This window comes from Streptomyces erythrochromogenes (assembly GCF_036170895.1).
GTDB lineage: Bacteria > Actinomycetota > Actinomycetes > Streptomycetales > Streptomycetaceae > Streptomyces > Streptomyces erythrochromogenes.
Genome location: NZ_CP108036.1, coordinates 7,781,614 through 7,797,703 on the forward strand (window position 1 = coordinate 7,781,614; position 16,090 = coordinate 7,797,703).

Annotated in this window: 17 protein-coding genes and 5 pseudogenes; 13 read left to right on the forward strand and 9 right to left on the reverse strand. The window is 67.3% G+C overall.

Annotated elements, in window-relative coordinates; translation table 11 throughout:
* Positions 1–568: 568 nt before the first annotated feature.
* Entirely contained in the window at positions 569–1,018 is a 450-nt protein-coding gene (locus tag OHA91_RS35655; protein ID WP_031157649.1) for a helix-turn-helix domain-containing protein, read from the forward strand.
* 96 nt (positions 1,019–1,114) lie between these two features.
* Here the strand turns inward: OHA91_RS35655 and OHA91_RS35660 are convergent, their stop codons facing one another.
* Both OHA91_RS35660 and OHA91_RS35665 read right to left on the reverse strand, forming a co-directional pair.
* Positions 1,115–1,717 carry a ClpP family protease gene (locus OHA91_RS35660; protein ID WP_031157650.1) on the reverse strand — a complete coding sequence of 201 codons (603 nt, stop codon included), beginning with the start codon at positions 1,715–1,717 and terminating at the stop codon, positions 1,115–1,117.
* Position 1,718: 1 nt separating this feature from the next.
* Complete coding sequence (locus tag OHA91_RS35665; RefSeq protein WP_328740744.1) at positions 1,719–2,357, reverse strand: ClpP family protease; 639 nt, start codon at positions 2,355–2,357, stop codon at positions 1,719–1,721.
* A 404-nt stretch (positions 2,358–2,761) separates the two neighbouring features.
* On the opposite strand from OHA91_RS35665, the gene OHA91_RS35670 reads away from it, so the two are divergent.
* Both OHA91_RS35670 and OHA91_RS35675 read left to right on the forward strand, forming a co-directional pair.
* Positions 2,762–3,070, forward strand: coding sequence for a transposase (locus OHA91_RS35670; RefSeq protein ID WP_328740745.1), 309 nt, complete (start codon positions 2,762–2,764; stop codon positions 3,068–3,070).
* A 198-nt stretch (positions 3,071–3,268) separates the two neighbouring features.
* Positions 3,269–3,925: an IS3 family transposase gene (locus OHA91_RS35675; RefSeq protein ID WP_328740746.1), complete on the forward strand. Its 657-nt coding sequence runs from the start codon at positions 3,269–3,271 to the stop codon at positions 3,923–3,925.
* Here OHA91_RS35675 and OHA91_RS35680 read toward each other — a convergent pair.
* Positions 3,894–4,670, reverse strand: coding sequence for a transposase (locus OHA91_RS35680; protein ID WP_276328756.1), 777 nt, complete (start codon positions 4,668–4,670; stop codon positions 3,894–3,896). The two genes, OHA91_RS35675 and OHA91_RS35680, sit on opposite strands and share 32 nt — an antisense overlap.
* Before the next feature lie 175 nt (positions 4,671–4,845).
* Between OHA91_RS35680 and OHA91_RS35685 the strand changes: the two genes are divergently transcribed.
* Positions 4,846–5,559 (forward strand): alpha/beta fold hydrolase, encoded by a 714-nt coding sequence (locus tag OHA91_RS35685; protein ID WP_328740747.1) that lies wholly within the window; start codon positions 4,846–4,848, stop codon positions 5,557–5,559.
* A 48-nt stretch (positions 5,560–5,607) separates the two neighbouring features.
* On the opposite strand, the pseudogene OHA91_RS40060 reads toward OHA91_RS35685, so the two are convergent.
* A pseudogene (locus OHA91_RS40060) lies at positions 5,608–6,035 on the reverse strand (transposase); the annotation flags it as partial.
* A 96-nt stretch (positions 6,036–6,131) separates the two neighbouring features.
* Positions 6,132–6,380, reverse strand: a pseudogene (locus tag OHA91_RS40065) (transposase); the annotation flags it as partial.
* 133 nt (positions 6,381–6,513) lie between these two features.
* On the opposite strand from OHA91_RS40065, the gene OHA91_RS35700 reads away from it, so the two are divergent.
* Complete coding sequence (locus tag OHA91_RS35700) at positions 6,514–6,849, forward strand: ankyrin repeat domain-containing protein (RefSeq protein WP_030960656.1); 336 nt, start codon at positions 6,514–6,516, stop codon at positions 6,847–6,849.
* Here the strand turns inward: OHA91_RS35700 and OHA91_RS35705 are convergent.
* Both OHA91_RS35705 and OHA91_RS35710 read right to left on the reverse strand, forming a co-directional pair.
* Positions 6,821–7,623, reverse strand: a protein-coding gene (locus OHA91_RS35705) for an IS5 family transposase (RefSeq protein WP_408059250.1) whose coding sequence is annotated in 2 segments (ribosomal slippage) — positions 6,821–7,284 and positions 7,284–7,623 — 804 coding nt in all. Because the reading frame shifts where the segments join, the coding sequence is not laid out codon by codon here. The genes OHA91_RS35700 and OHA91_RS35705 overlap by 29 nt on opposite strands.
* Before the next feature lie 60 nt (positions 7,624–7,683).
* Positions 7,684–8,031 (reverse strand): annotated as a pseudogene (locus tag OHA91_RS35710) (transposase); the annotation flags it as partial.
* Between the two features lie 234 nt (positions 8,032–8,265).
* Between OHA91_RS35710 and OHA91_RS35715 the strand changes: the two are divergent.
* Together OHA91_RS35715 and OHA91_RS35720 are read left to right on the forward strand one after the other, a co-directional pair.
* The gene (locus OHA91_RS35715; RefSeq protein WP_328740748.1) at positions 8,266–8,772 is read left to right on the forward strand and encodes a lactococcin 972 family bacteriocin; all 507 of its coding nucleotides are present in this window, start codon (positions 8,266–8,268) and stop codon (positions 8,770–8,772) included.
* Between the two features lie 162 nt (positions 8,773–8,934).
* A complete protein-coding gene (locus OHA91_RS35720) occupies positions 8,935–9,561 on the forward strand; it encodes a hypothetical protein (protein WP_328740749.1) in 627 nt (208 codons plus the stop codon).
* 530 nt (positions 9,562–10,091) lie between these two features.
* Here the strand turns inward: OHA91_RS35720 and OHA91_RS35725 are convergent.
* A pseudogene (locus OHA91_RS35725) lies at positions 10,092–10,648 on the reverse strand (IS110 family transposase); the annotation flags it as partial.
* Positions 10,649–10,888: 240 nt separating this feature from the next.
* Between OHA91_RS35725 and OHA91_RS35730 the strand changes: the two are divergent.
* Together OHA91_RS35730 and OHA91_RS35735 are read left to right on the forward strand one after the other, a co-directional pair.
* Positions 10,889–11,341, forward strand: a pseudogene (locus OHA91_RS35730) (IS5 family transposase); the annotation flags it as partial.
* A gap of 623 nt (positions 11,342–11,964) precedes the next feature.
* Complete coding sequence (locus OHA91_RS35735; protein ID WP_328740750.1) at positions 11,965–12,606, forward strand: response regulator transcription factor; 642 nt, start codon at positions 11,965–11,967, stop codon at positions 12,604–12,606.
* 195 nt (positions 12,607–12,801) lie between these two features.
* On the opposite strand, the gene OHA91_RS35740 is transcribed toward OHA91_RS35735, so the two are convergent.
* Entirely contained in the window at positions 12,802–13,701 is a 900-nt protein-coding gene (locus tag OHA91_RS35740) for a LysR family transcriptional regulator (protein WP_031149556.1), read from the reverse strand.
* Positions 13,702–13,815: 114 nt separating this feature from the next.
* On the opposite strand from OHA91_RS35740, the gene OHA91_RS35745 reads away from it, so the two are divergent.
* The 4 genes from OHA91_RS35745 to OHA91_RS35760 all read left to right on the forward strand — a co-directional run bounded on the left by OHA91_RS35745 (position 13,816) and on the right by OHA91_RS35760 (position 15,938).
* Entirely contained in the window at positions 13,816–14,166 is a 351-nt protein-coding gene (locus tag OHA91_RS35745) for a DoxX family protein (RefSeq protein ID WP_031149558.1), read from the forward strand.
* Between the two features lie 119 nt (positions 14,167–14,285).
* Positions 14,286–14,630 carry a hypothetical protein gene (locus tag OHA91_RS35750; RefSeq protein ID WP_031149561.1) on the forward strand — a complete coding sequence of 115 codons (345 nt, stop codon included), beginning with the start codon at positions 14,286–14,288 and terminating at the stop codon, positions 14,628–14,630.
* Positions 14,631–14,664: 34 nt separating this feature from the next.
* On the forward strand, positions 14,665–14,958 hold the full coding sequence (locus tag OHA91_RS35755) for a hypothetical protein (RefSeq protein ID WP_031149563.1): 294 nt from the start codon (positions 14,665–14,667) through the stop codon (positions 14,956–14,958).
* Positions 14,959–15,671: 713 nt separating this feature from the next.
* Entirely contained in the window at positions 15,672–15,938 is a 267-nt protein-coding gene (locus OHA91_RS35760; protein WP_078959223.1) for a hypothetical protein, read from the forward strand.
* Positions 15,939–16,090 lie beyond the last annotated feature (152 nt).

Sequence of the window (16,090 nt, forward strand, 5' to 3'; positions counted from 1 at the left end):
TCGGGGGAGACACGTGACTCCGGATAGCCACGCCGAGGTGGTCGGGGCGCTCGTCCTGGTCGTGATGTGGCGCCGCCGCCGGAACGGCCGGGGGACGGGATCGTGCGGATCCCGGAGACGAACACCGTCTGGTGACCCCGTGTGCCGCCGAGAGGCCCCGTCTGCAACGGCGCGCGCTTCAGGCCTGGCGGTCCGGTATGGCCTACGCACGCTCTCCCGCACACCGCGCGCGCCACAGGCCGACTGCCCGCACAAATCGGCTGGTACCTGCTCGCCATCGGCATCCCGCTCTGCGTCATCTACTTCCCCGTCACGGGAATCTGGGCCCTGCCCGTCATCGGAGTTCTCGCGCTCATCGCCGCCCACCAGTCCCACGACTGGGCTGAGCCGGGGCGGCTGCCCGGGGAACCTTTTCAGCCCATCAGGGAGAAGTCGTGATGAGGTCAACCACCGCCCGAGTCGCTCCCAGCTACGGCCGGACTGCGTCGCCCCGGGCACCGGCGCGGCTTCACCCTGGGCAGAAGGCCACCCCCTTCCCTCCGCGCCCCGGATCCCTAGAGTGAGGGGGGTGAGCCCTCATACGCCGAACGAGTCCCGCGTCATCTCCGTGCGCCCGCAAGCTCCGTCGCCCGGTTCCGGCGGGGCGGCCGGCGCCCTGCGGAGACCCGTGGGGGGTCCACAGCCACGCGCGCCGAGGGAGCCCCTGTGGCGTGACCTCGTCGGCGACGTGCTCCGGCGCGAGCGGCTCGCCCAGGAGCGGACACTGAAGGACGTCTCGGAGGCGGCCCGGATCTCGATGCCGTACCTGTCGGAGGTGGAGCGCGGACGCAAGGAAGCATCCTCCGAGGTGCTCGCGGCCGCCGCCCAGGCCCTCGGGCTCGGCCTCGCCGACCTGCTCCTGCGCGCCGGTGACGAGCTGGCCCGGCACGCCCGGAGCCGGGTGGTCCGGAGCCGCACGTCACCCACGTCGCCCACGTCGCCCACGTCGCAGTACGACGGCTTCTGCCTCGCCGCCTGACCGGACCGGACCGGACCGGGCCGAGGGCCGGTACGACGGGGCGCGCCCTCGTCGTACCGGCCGCTCGCCGGCCCTCGGCCACGGCCGGGTTTGGGCTCAGATGAACGCGGCCCGTCGGCTCAGCACCTCGTCGGCGAGCCCGTAGGCCACGGCCTCCTCGGAGGTGAACACCTTTTCCCGGTCCATGTGCCCGCGCAGCGTCGCCACGTCGTGGTGCGTGTGAAGGGACAGGACCTTCTCCACCTGCGAGCGGATGCGGGCCATCTCTTTGGCCGCGAGGCTGAGGTCGGAGACGGTCCCCTGCCGGCCGCCGCTGGCCGGCTGGCCGAGCAGCACCCGCGCGTGCTGGAGCACGAACCGTCGCCCGGGGTCTCCGCCCGCCAGCAGCACCGCCGCCGTCGACGCCGCCTGACCGACGCAGAAGGTGGAGATCGGCGCCTGCACGAACGTCATCGTGTCGTAGATCGCCATCAACGAAGTGAACGAACCTCCGGGCGAGTTGAGATAGATCGAGATTTCCTGCTCCGGGCTCGCCGACTCCAGGTGCAGGAGCTGCGCGATGACCACGTTGGCGATCCCGTCGTCGATCTCGGTGCCGAGGAAGATGATCCGCTCGTTCAGCAGCCGGCTGAAGACGTCGTAGGACCGCTCGCCCTGCGCGGTCCGCTCGATCACGTAGGGAACCGTGTACGACCCCATGTCACAGCCCCGTCCGTCGGCGCGGCGTGGCCGGGCGGATGTCGGCGAGCGACTCCACCACCCGGTCCACCATCCCGTATTCCCTGGCCTGTTCGGCCGTGAACCAGCGGTCCCGGTCGCCGTCCCGCGCGATCGTCTCCTCGCTCTGCCCGGTGTGCTGGGCGGTGATCCGCTCGACGGCCTTCTTGGTGAACTGGAGGTTCTCCGCCTGGATCTCGATGTCCGCGGCGGTGCCACCGATGCCCGCCGAGGGCTGGTGCATCATGATCCGCGCGTTCGGCAGCGCGAACCGCTTGCCGGGCGTCCCCACGGTGAGCAGGAACTGGCCCATGCTGGCGGCGAAGCCCATCGCCAGCGTTGAGACGTCGTTCGGGATGAGCCGCATCGTGTCGTAGATGGCGAGACCCGCGGTGACCGACCCGCCGGGGCTGTTGACGTACAGGCTGATGTCGGAGCGTGGGTCCTGCGCCGACAGCAGCAGCAACTGCGCGCACACCCGGTTGGCCGACACCTCGTCGACCTGGGTGCCGAGGAGGACGATCCGCTGGTCGAGCAGCCTTGCCGCGAGGTGGTCGTCGAAGTGGCCGGGCGGTGTGTCGTCCTCCTCCGCGCGGGGCGCGAGCATGGTGAGGGGAGTCATCTCTTCTCCTTGTCGAGGCGGGATGCCGTCGACTTCACTCTTGACCCCGGGAACCCCTTGGACGCCGTTCCTCTGCCCCTGGCAGATCCGCCACGGGCGGACACGACGTCACGACACTAACGAGCTCGTGCATGGTTGGTGGTGGCACGTCGAAAGGTGCAGGTCGGCGCGGTGGTCACTGTGGCTGACGGGCCCCGCGGGTGGCGGTCTGCTGGTGTGAGAGCAGTCCGGCGATGGCTTGGATCGTGTCACTCATCTGCTCGCGTCGGCCGAGGTGGCGAGCGAGTGCCCGCCAGTTCTTGAGGTGTGCGATGCCGTGCTCGACCCGGATCCGGGGGTGTGCCGCACGATCGGGTGACATCTGAACTGGCCTGCCCTGTAGGGCAGGTGGGAAGGATGTCGCTGTGCCCAAGCCTTATCCGGAAGAGTTCCGCCAGGACGTCGTGCGGGTCGCGAGGAACCGCGGCCCGGGTGTGACGGTCGAGCAGGTCGCCACCGACTTCAGTGTCCACCCGATGACGCTGTGGAAATGGATGCGTCGGGCGGACATCGACGACGGGGCCAAGCCCGGGACGACCAGCCAGGAGAACGCGGAACTGCGGGAAGCGCGAAGGCGGATCAAGCTGCTGGAGCAGGAGAACGAGGTCCTGCGCCGGGCCGCGGCGTATCTGTCGCAGGCGCATCTGCCGGGAAAAGGATCTACCCGCTCGTGAAAGAGCTGGCTGCGGAGGGAACGCCCGTCGCGGTGACGTGCCGGGTACTGAAGCTCGCCAGGCAGCCGTACTACCGATGGATCGACCAGCCGGTTGGCGACGCCGTCCTCGCCCAGGCGTATCGCGCGAACGCGCTGTTCGACGCCCACCGCGAGGACCCGGAGTTCGGCTACCGCTTCCTGGCCGACGAAGCCCGCGATGCCGGGGCGTCGATGGCGGACCGGACCGCGTGGCGGATCTGCCGGGACAACCGCTGGTGGAGCGTGTTCGGCAAGAAACGCGGCCGCGGCGGCAAGGCCGGCCCCTCCGGTCCACGACGATCTCGTCCGTCGCGACTTCACCGCGGCCGGCCCGAACCGGCTGTGGCTCGCCGACATCACCGAGCACGCCACCGGCGACGGCAAGCTGTATCTCTGCGCGATCGAGGACGTGTTCAGCAACAGGATCGTGGGCTACTCCATCGACGCGCGGATGAAGTCCCGACTGGCCGTGACCGCCCTCGATAACGCCGTGGCCCGGCGCGAACACGTCGACGGATGCATCCTGCACACCGATCGCGGATCGCAATTTAGATCAAGGAAATTCGTCCGGGCGCTCGACCGCCACCGGATGGCCGGATCCATAGGGAGAGTCGGGGCAGCCGGCGACAACGCGGCCGTGGAGTCCTTCTTCAGCCTGCTGCAGAAGAACGTCCTCGACCGCCGACGCTGGACCACCCGCGAGGAACTACGAATCGCCATCGTGACGTGGATCGAGCGGACCTACCACCGACGCCGCAGACAAGCCGCACTCGGCCGCCTGACACCCATCGAATACGAGACCGTCATGACCACACCGGCCCTCCAAGCCGCGTGACTGAACCTGTCACCCGAACCTGCACCAGACCCCGGCGTGAGGAGTGCGCCTTGCGTTGGCGTTCGTGGATCTCCTCGTACCAGTCCGGCGGGTTCTTCTTGAACTTGCGGTGCGGCGGTGTCACGACGCGGCCGCCGGTCTGAGCGCCCAGGCCCTGGTAGCCGGCGTCGGCAAGGATCTCCACGGCCGGGCCGCCAATCAGGTGCTTGACCAGGTCTAACTGCCGGGCGTGGGTGATGTCGGCACAGCTTGCCGGCTGGGCGGGACTGCAGAACAGGAGCTTGCCATCGGCATGGGTGAGGACCATGGCCTTGACGGCGTTCTGCTTGTTCTTGCCGGAGATGTACTTCTCCCGGTCCTTGTGGCCGGCGGCGGGCCTGCGGACCCGGATCTCGGTGCCGTCGATGATCCCGGTCTGTCCGCTGGCGCTGAGGTGGTCGATGACTTCGGCGAGGCTGCGGAGCCGGACGCCGGTGGCGATGGTGCAGCCGCGGGCTGCGAGCAGCGGCCGCACCTCGCCGACAGCGCGGATGATTGTGGACCGGTAGACGCCGAACCAGCAGGCCAGCACGTCGTGAGTGGCACCGTGGCGAAGGTGGACGAGTGTGGCCAGGAGCCGGTCGACAAAGACCAGCTGGTGCTTTGCGCCAGCGCCGACGGCCCGCTTGCGTGGCCTGGCCTCCAGTCTCGCCTGGTGCCGCTCATGCCATAACGGACCTACCTCGGCGACGAGTTCGGCGATCACATAGGCCGACAGACCTGTGATCCGCCGATCGCTGCACGAGTCACTGTCCCCACCACATGAACATGATCAGGGATCAAGATCCAGCACCGCACCACCAACCATGCACGAGCTCGTTAGAGCGTGTATCGAAGATATTTTCTAGGAGATCGTCAGGCTGCCCGGCTACGGTGCGGGCATGGTGAATTTCGTGCTGGTTGCAGGTGCACGGCTCGGGGCGTGGGCGTGGGACGAGGTGGCGCCGTATCTGCGCGCGGCTGGCCACGGCGTCTATCCGTTGACGCTGTCCGGTCTTGCTGACAAGCGGGGTGTACCGGCGGGGCAAGCGACTCATGTCCAGGACATCGTTGCCGAGGTAGAACGCCAGGGTCTGCGTGACGTAGTCCTGGTGGGTCACAGTTACTCGGGCATCCCGGTAGGTCAGGCTGCGGAGCGGATCGGTGGCCGACTGGCTCGCGTGGTATTCGTCGACTCAAGTGTTCCAACTGACGGCAAGTCATTTGTCTCCGCCTGGCCGGACGGCGGGGCGGCAGTGGAGGCATCGATCGCCGAGAACGGAGGGTTTTGGCCGCTCGCGCCAGCCGCTCATTACGACGGCGAGGGTCTCACCGATGAGCAGATCGCACGCCTCGTGCGTGGCTCGACGCCTCACCCAGGTGCCACGCTGACCGAGCCCGCTGTGCTGGCGGGGCCGCTCGGTGAGCTTCCCGCGACATACATCCTGTGCGTGATGCCGGGGGCTCAGCCTGACGACGCCGAGCCCGACGAAGATGTGGCCGAGCTGCTGAACAGCAAGCGCTGGCGGCTGGTCAAGATGGACACCGGCCATTGGCCGATGTTCTCCCAGCCGCGCGAGCTGGCGCAGATTCTCCTCAATGCTGCCGTGGAGTGAGAGCACCTCCATACCTGCGGACTGGTTTTGGACGCGCTTGTGTGCTGGTCACAGCCATTCGCCGATGGCCGCTATGAGGACAGTCGCCTCATAGCGGACCGCTAGCTTGTCGTATCGCGTGGCGACGGCGCGGTACCTCTTGAGGCGGTTGATCCCACGCTCGACCGCGTGGCGCTCACGGTAGTCAACTGGGTCGAACTTCGGCGGCCGGCCGCCGCGAGAGTCGCGCTGTTTGCGGTGACGCGCCTGGTCGAGCAGGCCGGGATGGTGCAGCGGATCCCCCGGCGACGCAGGTAAGCGCGGTTCTTGCGCGAGGCGTACGCCTTGTCAGCACGCACCCGATCGGGACGGACGCGCGGCCGGCCCACCCCGATGCGGGGCACGCGGACCTTCTCCAGCACAGGTTCGAACTGCGGCGAGTCCCCACGCTGCCCAGCCGTCACCACGATCGACACGGGCTTCTGGCCCTGATCGACGGTCGCCCGGACCGAGGCGGCGTCGATGATTGCCGAGGACCAGTCGAGCTCGCCTTGTGCGCCGAGCTCGTCCAACACCGCGCGGTGCAGCCGCCGCCACAGCCCCGCCGTGGCCCACAGGGTGAACCGGCGGTGCGCGGTCGCAGGCGAGACACCGAACGCCTCCGGCAGGTACCGCCAGGCGCATCCGCTGGTCAGGACATACACCACCGCGGTCAACACAGCCCGCTCATCACATGGAGCGGTCCCACCGCCCTGCGGACGAGGGACGAACGGCGGCAGCAGAGGAGCGGCCAGTTCCCACAACCCGTCAGGAACTAGCCGCTGCGACAGATCGGCACCCACAAAAGGCGATGATGCCGCAGCTCACACCATCACCACGTGAGACATCCTCTAAGGCTTAGAAGGCGTCTCGATTGGTGAAGGGCGCTGTAGATAGTCGCTGGTAGACGTGGTGTGCTGGCAGTTGAATGTCCTGATGAGTGACTACTGGACCCCTGCCCATCAGGCAGTGGAGCAAGAGGATGCTGAGACCTTGGCTCGGCTGCTGGGCGAAGGGGCCGATCCCGATGAGGTCTTCAGCAACATGACGTTGCTGACGCACGCGATCGATACCGAGGGCGATGGATCCTGGCAGACGGGCGAGCCTCTGACGGTTCACACCACAGCGGTACTGCTGGCTTTTGGCGCTGACCCCGAGCTGGCAGCTCCCGGCGGCCGTACGCCTCTGGAGCAGGCGAGTCAGTACGGCCACCACTTGGCGTTGAACTTGCTGCGAGCCCACATCAGGAGGCGAGGCGCCGGAAACAGATGAGGGCGCAGGCGATTGCGGCGAAGCCGAGGAAATGTTCGGCGCGCTGTTCGTACCGGCGGTGCAAGCGCCGGAACCCGTTCAGCCACGCCATGGTCCGCTCTACGACCCAGCGGTGCCGGCCGAGGCGCTCGGAGGACTCAACGCCTCGGCGGGCGATGCGGGGCGTGATGTTGCGGGCGCGCAGCCATTTGCGCAGGTGGTCATAGTCGTAGCCCTTGTCGCCATGCAGTTTTCCAGGCCTTCGACGGCGTGGTCCGCGGCGTGAGCGGATGGGCGGTATTCCGCGTACCAGAGGCTCAAGGCCCTGACTGTCGTGGGTGTTCGCACCGGAGATCCCGAGTGACATGGGCAGTCCGTTGCGATCGGTCAGCAGGTGGATTTTCGATCCCTTCTTGCCGCGATCGGTCGGATTCGGTCCCGTCAAAGTCCCCCTTTGAGGGCACGAACACTGACCGAGTCGATCGCGCACCTGGACCAGTCGAGGTCGCCGTTAGCGCCGAGCTCGTCCAGGATCACGCGGTGGAGCTTGGCCCAGACTCGTGCGGTCGTCCAGTCGGTGAAGCGACGATGCACGGTCTGCCAGGAGGCACCGAAGACCGGAGGGAGCTGCCGCCAGGCGCAGCCGGAGGTAGCCACGAACAAGATCGCAGCCAGTACGGCCCGGTCATCAGCCCGGCGCCGCCCACCACCCTGCGGACGTACAGGAGGCTCTGGCATCGCTGCTTGAAACAGCTCCCACAGCGAATCCGGCACCAGCCGTTCGACTATCCCCATGCCACCTGGAACGAACGGCCGCCAATCAAGACACCGTCTTAACGAAAGCCATAGAGACACCTTTCTGGCCCTCACGTGGGCGGTGTCGAGGACCGTGCGGGACAGGTCCAGGAGGCCACCGTCGTCGAGGCGGTGCAGGATCTCCTCGTGCAGCCGGCCCTGCACTCCGGCCCTCGACCAGATCAGGTGCCTATGGTGAGCCGTCGACTTCGATATCCCGAAACAGGGCGGCAGAGCCCGCCGGGCGCACCCGCTCACCAGGACATAGGCGATCTCCGCGAACAGCGTCTCATCAGGCGTGTCCTGTGTCCCGCCGCCCTGCGGCCGCACCCTCGACGGCGGGATCAACGGCTTCGCGATCCCCCACAACCCGTCCCGAACAAACCAACTCCACGTACCCCGCCCCATACGAAGGACAACGACGCCTCACTGCATAGGACACGGTCTTAGCGTCAACGGCTGCGCCGCTGTGCCCCAAGGGCGTGAACACAAAGCATTCCCGATCAAAACTAGTCCACTACCCCAATAGGACTAAAGGCGTATTTCAATCAAAGAAATGGTACGGCCAATTTGCCAAACTCTTCTTTGTGGAAGATGATCTTGCCTGGCCCCCACAGGGGGGGGCAGACGAGGGGATTTTCCGTGAAGAGGTTCGGTAAAACTGCGGTTTTCGCTGCTGCGACTGCAGCACTGGCTTCTGGCGTCTTCGCCACGCCGGCCACCGCCGCCGCCGAAGTTGGCGTCGGTTCGTCGCAGAGCAGCACCATCTCCCTCCATACCCGCGGAGACGGTACCCAAGCGCCTGCGGAGCTGGGCGACCCCAAGGAATTGGGGGTGGTGAAGCTCGTACTCACCGAGCCGGCGAAAATGGGCAGTAAGAAGCCGGCCGCCAGGTCGGTCTCGGCTAACAGCGTTAGCCCGCTGAGCGTCGTCCAAGCCGGCGGTGGGACGTGGAGCTACGGCTGGCAAGCGCGAGACAATCGCAAGTACTGCTACTCGAACTATTACCACGGCAGCGTGAAGCACAGTTCGACCGTGAACATCGCCGGGATAATAGTGAAGGACACCAAGCCTGCCGGACAAACCACCAACGCCAACCACACGGCGGGCCTTGCTTACACTTGCTACACCTACTACGCCAAGTACTAAACCCCCACCGCCCGATGCTTGGCGCGTTAGATCACTCACTACAACAGCCGGGCATGGACTGTGAGGTGAGCGCCCTGGGTTCCTGCGTAATCATCAGCACAGGAACCCAGGACGCCCACCAACTCCCCTTCAGCGGCTATCCGCAGGACGAGGAAATCTAGAGTGAATTTTTCACGTGCCCGCATCGCGCCCGTGCTGGTAGCCCTCGGGGCTGGTGCGGCAATTGGCGTGCTTGGAGCACTCGCCGGCCAATTTGATGGCCCGATTTTTCACGCAGTGAGCCTCGTGTTCTCTGCAGGCTGGTCGTGGGCGTGTTTCGCCTTTTTGGTCGGCTATTTTCGCCAATCGAAAGCCGAGTCGGCTTTGCTGGCCTCTTCGGCATTGGCAGTAGGTGTGGTTGTCTACTACCTACTCAAGGCTTTGAAACCGGTTACGCCGATGGGAATGGATGTCGCTGTCGAGCCGAGCGGCGGGGGTGCTTGGTCAAGGATCGTGATCTGGGGAATGCTCGCTTTTATTCTTGGCGCCCCGGTGGGGCTCCTCGGAAACCTGGCACGAATCCCCGGCATTGCCGGCCTTCCGTTCCGCCTACTTGTTCCGCTGATCGCTTTCTTTGAGACTTCTTGGCGTCTGGATCTAGAGGCGGCCGCTGCGGGACCGAATGCCGCATTTACTTGGAGCGCGATTCGCGTGTTGGCTGTCCTCGCAGCCATAGCTCTTCTGGGACACATGGCGTGGAGGTGGCGTACTTGGCACGGCGTCCCGAAAGTGAGGGCTGATTCAGACTGAGGCTGTTCGTCACCTGCGACGTCGCGCTTGCGGGCCGGCCCGTCGATCCAGCCGAAGCACAAGCCTCATCCACCGCCTGTTGCCAAGTCGGCGTGGTAACGCAGCCGCCCTTCCTGGTGCTCTTCATTGAGCTTCAGCCTCTTGCACGTGCCTCGCCGTCATCGACCGAGCCGTTGATGCATCGAACAGTCGGGCTGACAACACCTCGCGGGCGGTCTCGTCCAGGCCCCGGCTGGCGGCTTTCTCCGCTCGCCGGTGAGCGGGAAACGGCGAGCGGTCCGGTCCAGCGGCAACATCGAGGTTGTGCCCCAGCCAGCCCCTAGAAGGCACCCGCGACGATGTACATGGCGGGGACGTCACCGCGCAGCCGGGGACGGCGGCGTGGCGCACGGCGATCCACCGGCAGGCGTGTTCGTCGCCGTGCTCGGCGACCTCGCCCATAGGTCGTCGAACAGGACCGGGTCATCAGCAGATGAGTTGTGGGATCTGTTCCAGCGGGTGGCGCCGGAGGCGCCGTCGAGGCCTCAGGGTAAGGCCCTTTTGAGTTGCTTGTTGCCTCGCTTCGACGGGTGTTCGCCTCGGATCGACGAGCCGGAGCTTCTGGTCACGGGTGCCAGGCCGGCGTAGGCGGCGAGGTGTCCGGCGGGGGCGAATCCGCTTCCGTCACCGATGTCGATGAGGATGCGAGCCGCAGTCCTGACCCCGATGCCGGCCATCGAGATCAGGACCTGGGAAAGAGGGTGGGCGTCCAGGGGTTCCTCGATTCGGGCGGCGAGGAGTTGGCCTCGCCGGGGTACAGATCGGCGATCCGCCGCATCGTCAGCCCGGGAAGGTAGGCGACTTGGCAGCCCACGTGCCGGGCGACCGTCAGAGGCAGGGCGCCGATGGAAGCCGGCTGGTCGACCACCATCAGCACCGTTCCATGGCTGGCCTGCAGCTTCTCGAACAGCTCGCGCAGCTTCGGCTCGCTGTTGGGCAGCGGCCTGTCCAACACCTTCTTCCCGGCCCGGTTGACGGCCGTGGCGTGGTGTCCACCCTTGCCGACATCCAGACCCGGGTAGACGTCGATGTCATCGTCAACCGCCATGCGCGTACTCCCGTCGGCTGCCTTCTCCCTGCCTCACCTGCGGCATCAGCGTGCCGGCAGCCACGTTACGAAGAGACTGCCTCACCCCATGCGGGATCGGCGCTCGTGCCTCTGATCAGCGGTCTGCCAATGCCTCCGACACCCGGCGACACCACCTTTCCGATCATCATCGACTGGGGGACCGAGTCATACCGGGGCCGGAGGCCGGGAGCCCTGTTTCAGGGCCGCGAAGACGGTAGCGGGGACCCGACAGGTCCGAATCCTGTCGACAGGGGCAAGTACGGATCGAAGATCCACTTGGTCACCGAGCGGACCGGTCTGCCCCTGTCCGTCGGGATCGCGGGCGCGACCTGCACGACAGTCAGGCGCAGCCCCTCGTCCGCGGCATACCACCCATCCGGGCGCGCCGCGGACGCCGTCGGCGCAAGCCCGCCAAGCTCCACGCGGAGAAGGGCTACGACTACGTTCACCTGCGGAAATGGTGACGTCAGCGCGGCGTACACATCGAATCGCACGCAAGGGCATCGAGTCCTCGCAGCGACTGGGCCGCCACCGCTGGACCGTCGAACGGACCTTGCCTGGCTCGCTGGCTGTCGCCGCCTCCACCGCCGCTACGAACGCAAAGCCGAACACTTCCTGGCCTTCACCAGCATCGCCTGCACCCTCATCTGGTACCGAAGACTCACCAAATGAGATGACGTCTAAGTCGAACCTGATCAGCTCCTTACCCAGCTGGAGTCGAGCGGTCTGCTCCACGTCTTCAGCACCAGGCCAACGGCCGGTAGCGGAGCGCGGCCCACCGCTTCTTGACCCGATTCGCCGAGACCGGTGGCGTGGTGCAGTTCGGCCAGCTCCTGCCGCCCGGGCCCGGCTGGTGCGGGCCGCTGGTGCGGGCGTGCGTGCAACTCGTCGATGTCTCCGGGCATCCATCCCACCATCACGCCGCGGGCGTGGCGGACCAGGTGCACGCCCTCCCCACCCCGCTGCCTGCGTCCAGGAGCTCCGTCTCGTGATCATCCACAGCCGCACTGTAGGGGGACGGCCAGGCCGTGCGGGGTGTCCGCGGCGCCATCCGGGTCCGTGGCGGGACCCGGCCGGGGCCGCTTCGACCGGCCGGAGCCCGCGCGTGGAGACCTCTCATCGCCCTGGAACCCCCTGACAGGCCATTCAGCCACACCCGGTCGCTGGGCTGAGCGAGTCGGTTGGGCCGGGGGCGTTGCAGTCGGGCCAGGCCGGGTACGCCGGGTGCCGCGGGGGGTACTGGTCACGGCGCCAACTCGCAGCGGCGTTGCAACGCCGGGATGAAGGGAAAGCGCGTGAGTCGCGTCTTGATCGTCGAAAGTCATGGCCGGTCCGGCCTGCGGCCGGTACTGGAGGCCGTCGACGCGTTGGTGGTTGTGGGTGAAGCGGCTGATGCTGTGGAGGCCGTCAAAGCCGCCAAGGAGTATCAGCCCGATGTCGTGATCATGGATGTGTCCCTTGCCGGCCATGGTGCGGTCGAGGCCACCCGTCAGTTGTTGGGACTCGGCTTCCCCCCGAAGGTTCTGGCGCTGACCAGCTCCAGCCCGGACGGGAGGGTCCTTGACGTGCTCCGCGCCGGAGCCGCGGGCTTCGTCGTGCGGGACTGCAGTGCTGACGAGCTGGCTCACGCGGTGCGGATCGTGGGTGTCGGCGGCAACGTCCTCGATCCGAAGATCATGCATACGCTGACTCGAGGCCGTCCTTCCGCGGGCTCCCCTGATCTGCTGGAGAGGATCGGCAACCTCACGGACATGGAGCGGCAGATGCTGACGCTCATCGGCGGCGGCCACACCAACCAGCGGATCGCCGATGAGTGCCGTCTGTCCATCACCCGTGTGAGGGCACACGTCTCGCGCCTGGTCCAACGACTTGGACTGGACCACCGGATCCAGGCTGCGGTCCTCGCCTGGGAAGCCGGGATCGTCGGACGGGACTGATTGCCGCAGGCGGTAGGACAGGCCCACTGCGACGCTCACGGACATCCGGCCGCCGCTCAGCCGTCCCCGTGTGACGGCCGGCCCGGAGTCTTGTCGCGGGACCGCTCGCGGACTGGACCGCGCACCTGTCCGAAGGTGCGGGCAGCCATCCATCCAGATCGTGGATTCGCGGGCGGTGCGAGCCATCGGCCTTTTTCACCCCTGGTCAGGTCGGGTCTCCAGGCAGCAGCGTACGAAGTCCTGGACCGCGGGGTCGGTGTCGTTCGAGGGGGCCCAGGCGACGCCGACGGAGCTGGGGCTGAGGCCGCTGACGGGGCGGTAGGTGACGCCGGGGCGGGCGTAGAAGCGGGCTGAGGACTCAGGGGTGAGGGCGATGCCGTAGCCGTTGGCGATCGCGCTGAGCCAGTCGTCGGGCTGGTCGGTGACGGCCCCGATGCGGACCGGGTGGCCTTCGCGTTCGTCGGTGGCCAGCCAGTACTCCCGCCACGCGCCGGTTTCGGACGGGGCTGCCACGAAGGGCTCGTCCCACAGGTCCCGGAAGGGAATCCGCTCGCACGCGGCGAGCGGGTGGGAGGTGGGCAGGGCGACCCAGCGGGGCTCGGTGAACAGCACCTCCACGCGCAGGGCGTCCTGGCCGGGAAAGGGCAGCCGCAGGAGGGCGACGTCGACATCCGCGTCGGCGAGTCCGGCGGTCGGATCCGACCACGAGGCCTGCCGCATCTCGGCCCGCCACCCCGGCCGACAGCGGGCGAACGCCGTGATGATGCCCGGGGTGGTCTCGTTGGCTGCGCTGGCGAGGTAGCCGATGCGCAGCACGCGGGCCGCCCGGCTGGCCGCGGTCTTCGTGTCGCGCAGGACCTGATCCCAGTCGGACAGGAGCACAGGGATCCGCTCCGCCAGGGTGCGGCCCGGGCCGGTGAGTGCCATGCCCGCGCGGGACCGGGTGAACAGCGTCAGCCCGAGCAGGGTTTCCAGTTGCTTGATCTGTTTGGTCAACGCCGGCTGGGACACGAACAGCCGTTCAGCGGCGCGGGTGAGGTTCCCCTCCTCGGCCACTGCGAGGAAGTAACGCAGCAACCGAGTGTGGACGTCCATTCCGCCAGGCTATCGATGCAGGTATTGGACGCCAAGAGGGCAGCGGAGCGAGGGTTTTCGCAGGGGAGGCCGACGGTCGGCCGACCCCCCGGTCGTACTGAACGGAGCTCGGGCATGTTCCTCGCCTACGTGTGCGTCACCGTCCTCACGGTCCTCGCCAACATCTGGGAGGCCGTCACCAGCTTCGCGAGAGCCCGGTTCGTCCGGGCCAACGCGGCTGAAGTGGGCGTCCCGCACTCCTGGCTCCCGGCGCTCGGCGCACTGAAGGGGGCCGGAGCCGTGGGGCTCGTGCTCGGGCTCCTGGGCTTCCGGTCCGTCGGGATAGCAGCCGCGACCGGGCTCGTGTTCTTCATGATCTGCGCCGTCGCCATCCATGTCCGGGCCCGTGTCTTCCACAACATCGTCCTCCCCGGTGCCTTCCTGGGGCTGGCGGGTGCGGCCCTCGCCCTCGCCGTCGTGCGGTGACGGCCGGTATTTCCGACGGGGACGGTTCGGACTCGGATGCTGTGTGAGTGAGTGACACGGCCCCTGTCATGCGTACCTACCGTTCCGGTGACCATCGAAGCGACCATCGAGGAGATCCAGTGAGCCGCTCGTCCGCGGTACGTCTGCGTTCCATCGCCGTTGCCCTTGCCGGGGCGGCGTGTCTCGTCGGCAGTGTCACGTCCGCCCGGGCGGCCCCGGCCGGAGCCGTCCAGGTAGCCGAGCACACGTACGGCGACGCCCTGCTGGCCGAGGTGAGGACGTTCACCGGCAACGGGATCGGCACCTCTCCGTCCCAGGCGGTGGACGGCGCGGTCCGGATGGCCTACACGAACGCCCAGTCGGCAGGCTGGCAGGCGAGCCAGTGCTACGTCCGTGCCACCGATGTCAAGTCGGTCGGCGGTGGCGTATACGCCGCGGTCGCCAACCTGTTCTGCCAGCGCTGAACCACACCGATTTCCATCAAGAGGGGATACCAGCATGACCAAGACGCTCATCCGGGGTGGCGCCGCCATCGCTCTCGCGGGTCTTGCGGCGCTCACACCCACCGTCGCGCACGCAGGAGATGCCAGCGTGCAGGAGACGCGGGTGTTCACGGGCTTCGCGTCCGAAAACAGCCCCAAGGAGGCGAAGCGGGACGCCGAGAAGAGGGCCCGCCAGAACGCGCTGATCAGCGGATACCTCAACGAACAGTGCGTGCTGCTCTACGCGAACTCCTCCCGGCTCGGCCCCGGCTACTACTGGGCCGACGCCGCGATCAGCTGCACCCGCTGATCCGCTGAACCGCTGAACCGCTGAACCAGCTCGGGCCGGCCACCTACGGGAGTCACCCACGGGTGACCTGTTCCGCGAGCACATGCGCGCCGGCCTTCCGGCACCGGACGAGGCCACGAGCGGGGCGGTCAAGAGCGCCTGGCCCGTCCGGACACCGAGCGTGGATTCCCGCTGGACGGCATCCTGGCCGACTCGAAGTCGAGGCAGGATGCCGTGCTGGACCTGGAGATTCCGCAAGCCCAGGTGGTCGGGCGGATCGGTGGACGACGGTTGTGCCGTCAGGACCACGAACGCATGTCCCTGAGTGGCTCGGCCCATTGGCTCGGCCCATTGATGGGCGTCATGGATTCTGCTACCGCCGTGCAGCTGGTCGACGACTGCCCGCCCCGACGGGTGGCCTTCCCGCGCGAAGAACTGTTGGAGGGCTTGGAGGCCCTTCAGGAACACCTGGGGCGGCCCCTCGCCATCGCCGGATCAGTCCGCACGGTCCGGCCCGAGGCAACTCTCCACCGGGATCGCCCGCCACATGGCGCCGACCTGCACGCCGTGGCCGGGCGGCAGCCCATCTCCCAGCGTCCCGGTGCACCAGTGCTGAGCCGACCCGTTACCTCATATCTTGATCAACTTCATAGGCGTGGGCCTTCAAGTCCTTCTAGATTGCTCCCGACCACAGCGCACCGAAAGTGTGCGAAGACAGCGAATTTGGGGGAAGTATGAAGCGTAAGGCAGCCATCGTTATGGCCGCTCTTGTCATGGCGTCCGGGGTAGGCATGGTGGGCGCCTCACAGGCTTCCGCGCGCGACTGCCAGTACAACACGCGCTCCTGCAAGTGGGAGCCCACTGCCGCGCTGTGCTTGGCGAACGCTGACACGATCAACTTGCCGCAGTACAAGCGTCTCAAGATCACCGAGCTGCCTCAGCCGTTCAAGGGGCGCTTCATGGCCTGCTCCTCCGGCACTTGGACGAAGGGCCGCGGCTGACCGGCAGCCCGAACGGCCAGCCGGCTGTCCCGCCTTTGTGGCGGGCGGCCGCCTGGCCCGGCTGGAGCCATAACCTTTCCCACGTGACAGGGCGGCGTCCAGTCCCCGTCCGCGTACCCGTAGGTCGGCTCGCCCGGCCGGGCCAGGCGGGT

Bases quoted from the DNA above. Each gene is read 5' to 3' on its own strand.
- OHA91_RS35660 (WP_031157650.1), bottom strand. From the start codon at position 1,717: ATGGGGTCGTACACGGTTCCCTACGTGATCGAGCGGACCGCGCAGGGC.
- OHA91_RS35665 (WP_328740744.1), bottom strand. From the start codon at position 2,357: ATGACTCCCCTCACCATGCTCGCGCCCCGCGCGGAGGAGGACGACACA.
- OHA91_RS35675 (WP_328740746.1), top strand. From the start codon at position 3,269: ATGCCGGGGCGTCGATGGCGGACCGGACCGCGTGGCGGATCTGCCGGG.
- OHA91_RS35685 (WP_328740747.1), top strand. From the start codon at position 4,846: ATGGTGAATTTCGTGCTGGTTGCAGGTGCACGGCTCGGGGCGTGGGCG.
- OHA91_RS35700 (WP_030960656.1), top strand. From the start codon at position 6,514: ATGAGTGACTACTGGACCCCTGCCCATCAGGCAGTGGAGCAAGAGGAT.
- OHA91_RS35740 (WP_031149556.1), bottom strand. From the start codon at position 13,701: ATGGACGTCCACACTCGGTTGCTGCGTTACTTCCTCGCAGTGGCCGAG.
- OHA91_RS35745 (WP_031149558.1), top strand. From the start codon at position 13,816: ATGTTCCTCGCCTACGTGTGCGTCACCGTCCTCACGGTCCTCGCCAAC.
- OHA91_RS35755 (WP_031149563.1), top strand. From the start codon at position 14,665: ATGACCAAGACGCTCATCCGGGGTGGCGCCGCCATCGCTCTCGCGGGT.
- OHA91_RS35760 (WP_078959223.1), top strand. From the start codon at position 15,672: ATGAAGCGTAAGGCAGCCATCGTTATGGCCGCTCTTGTCATGGCGTCC.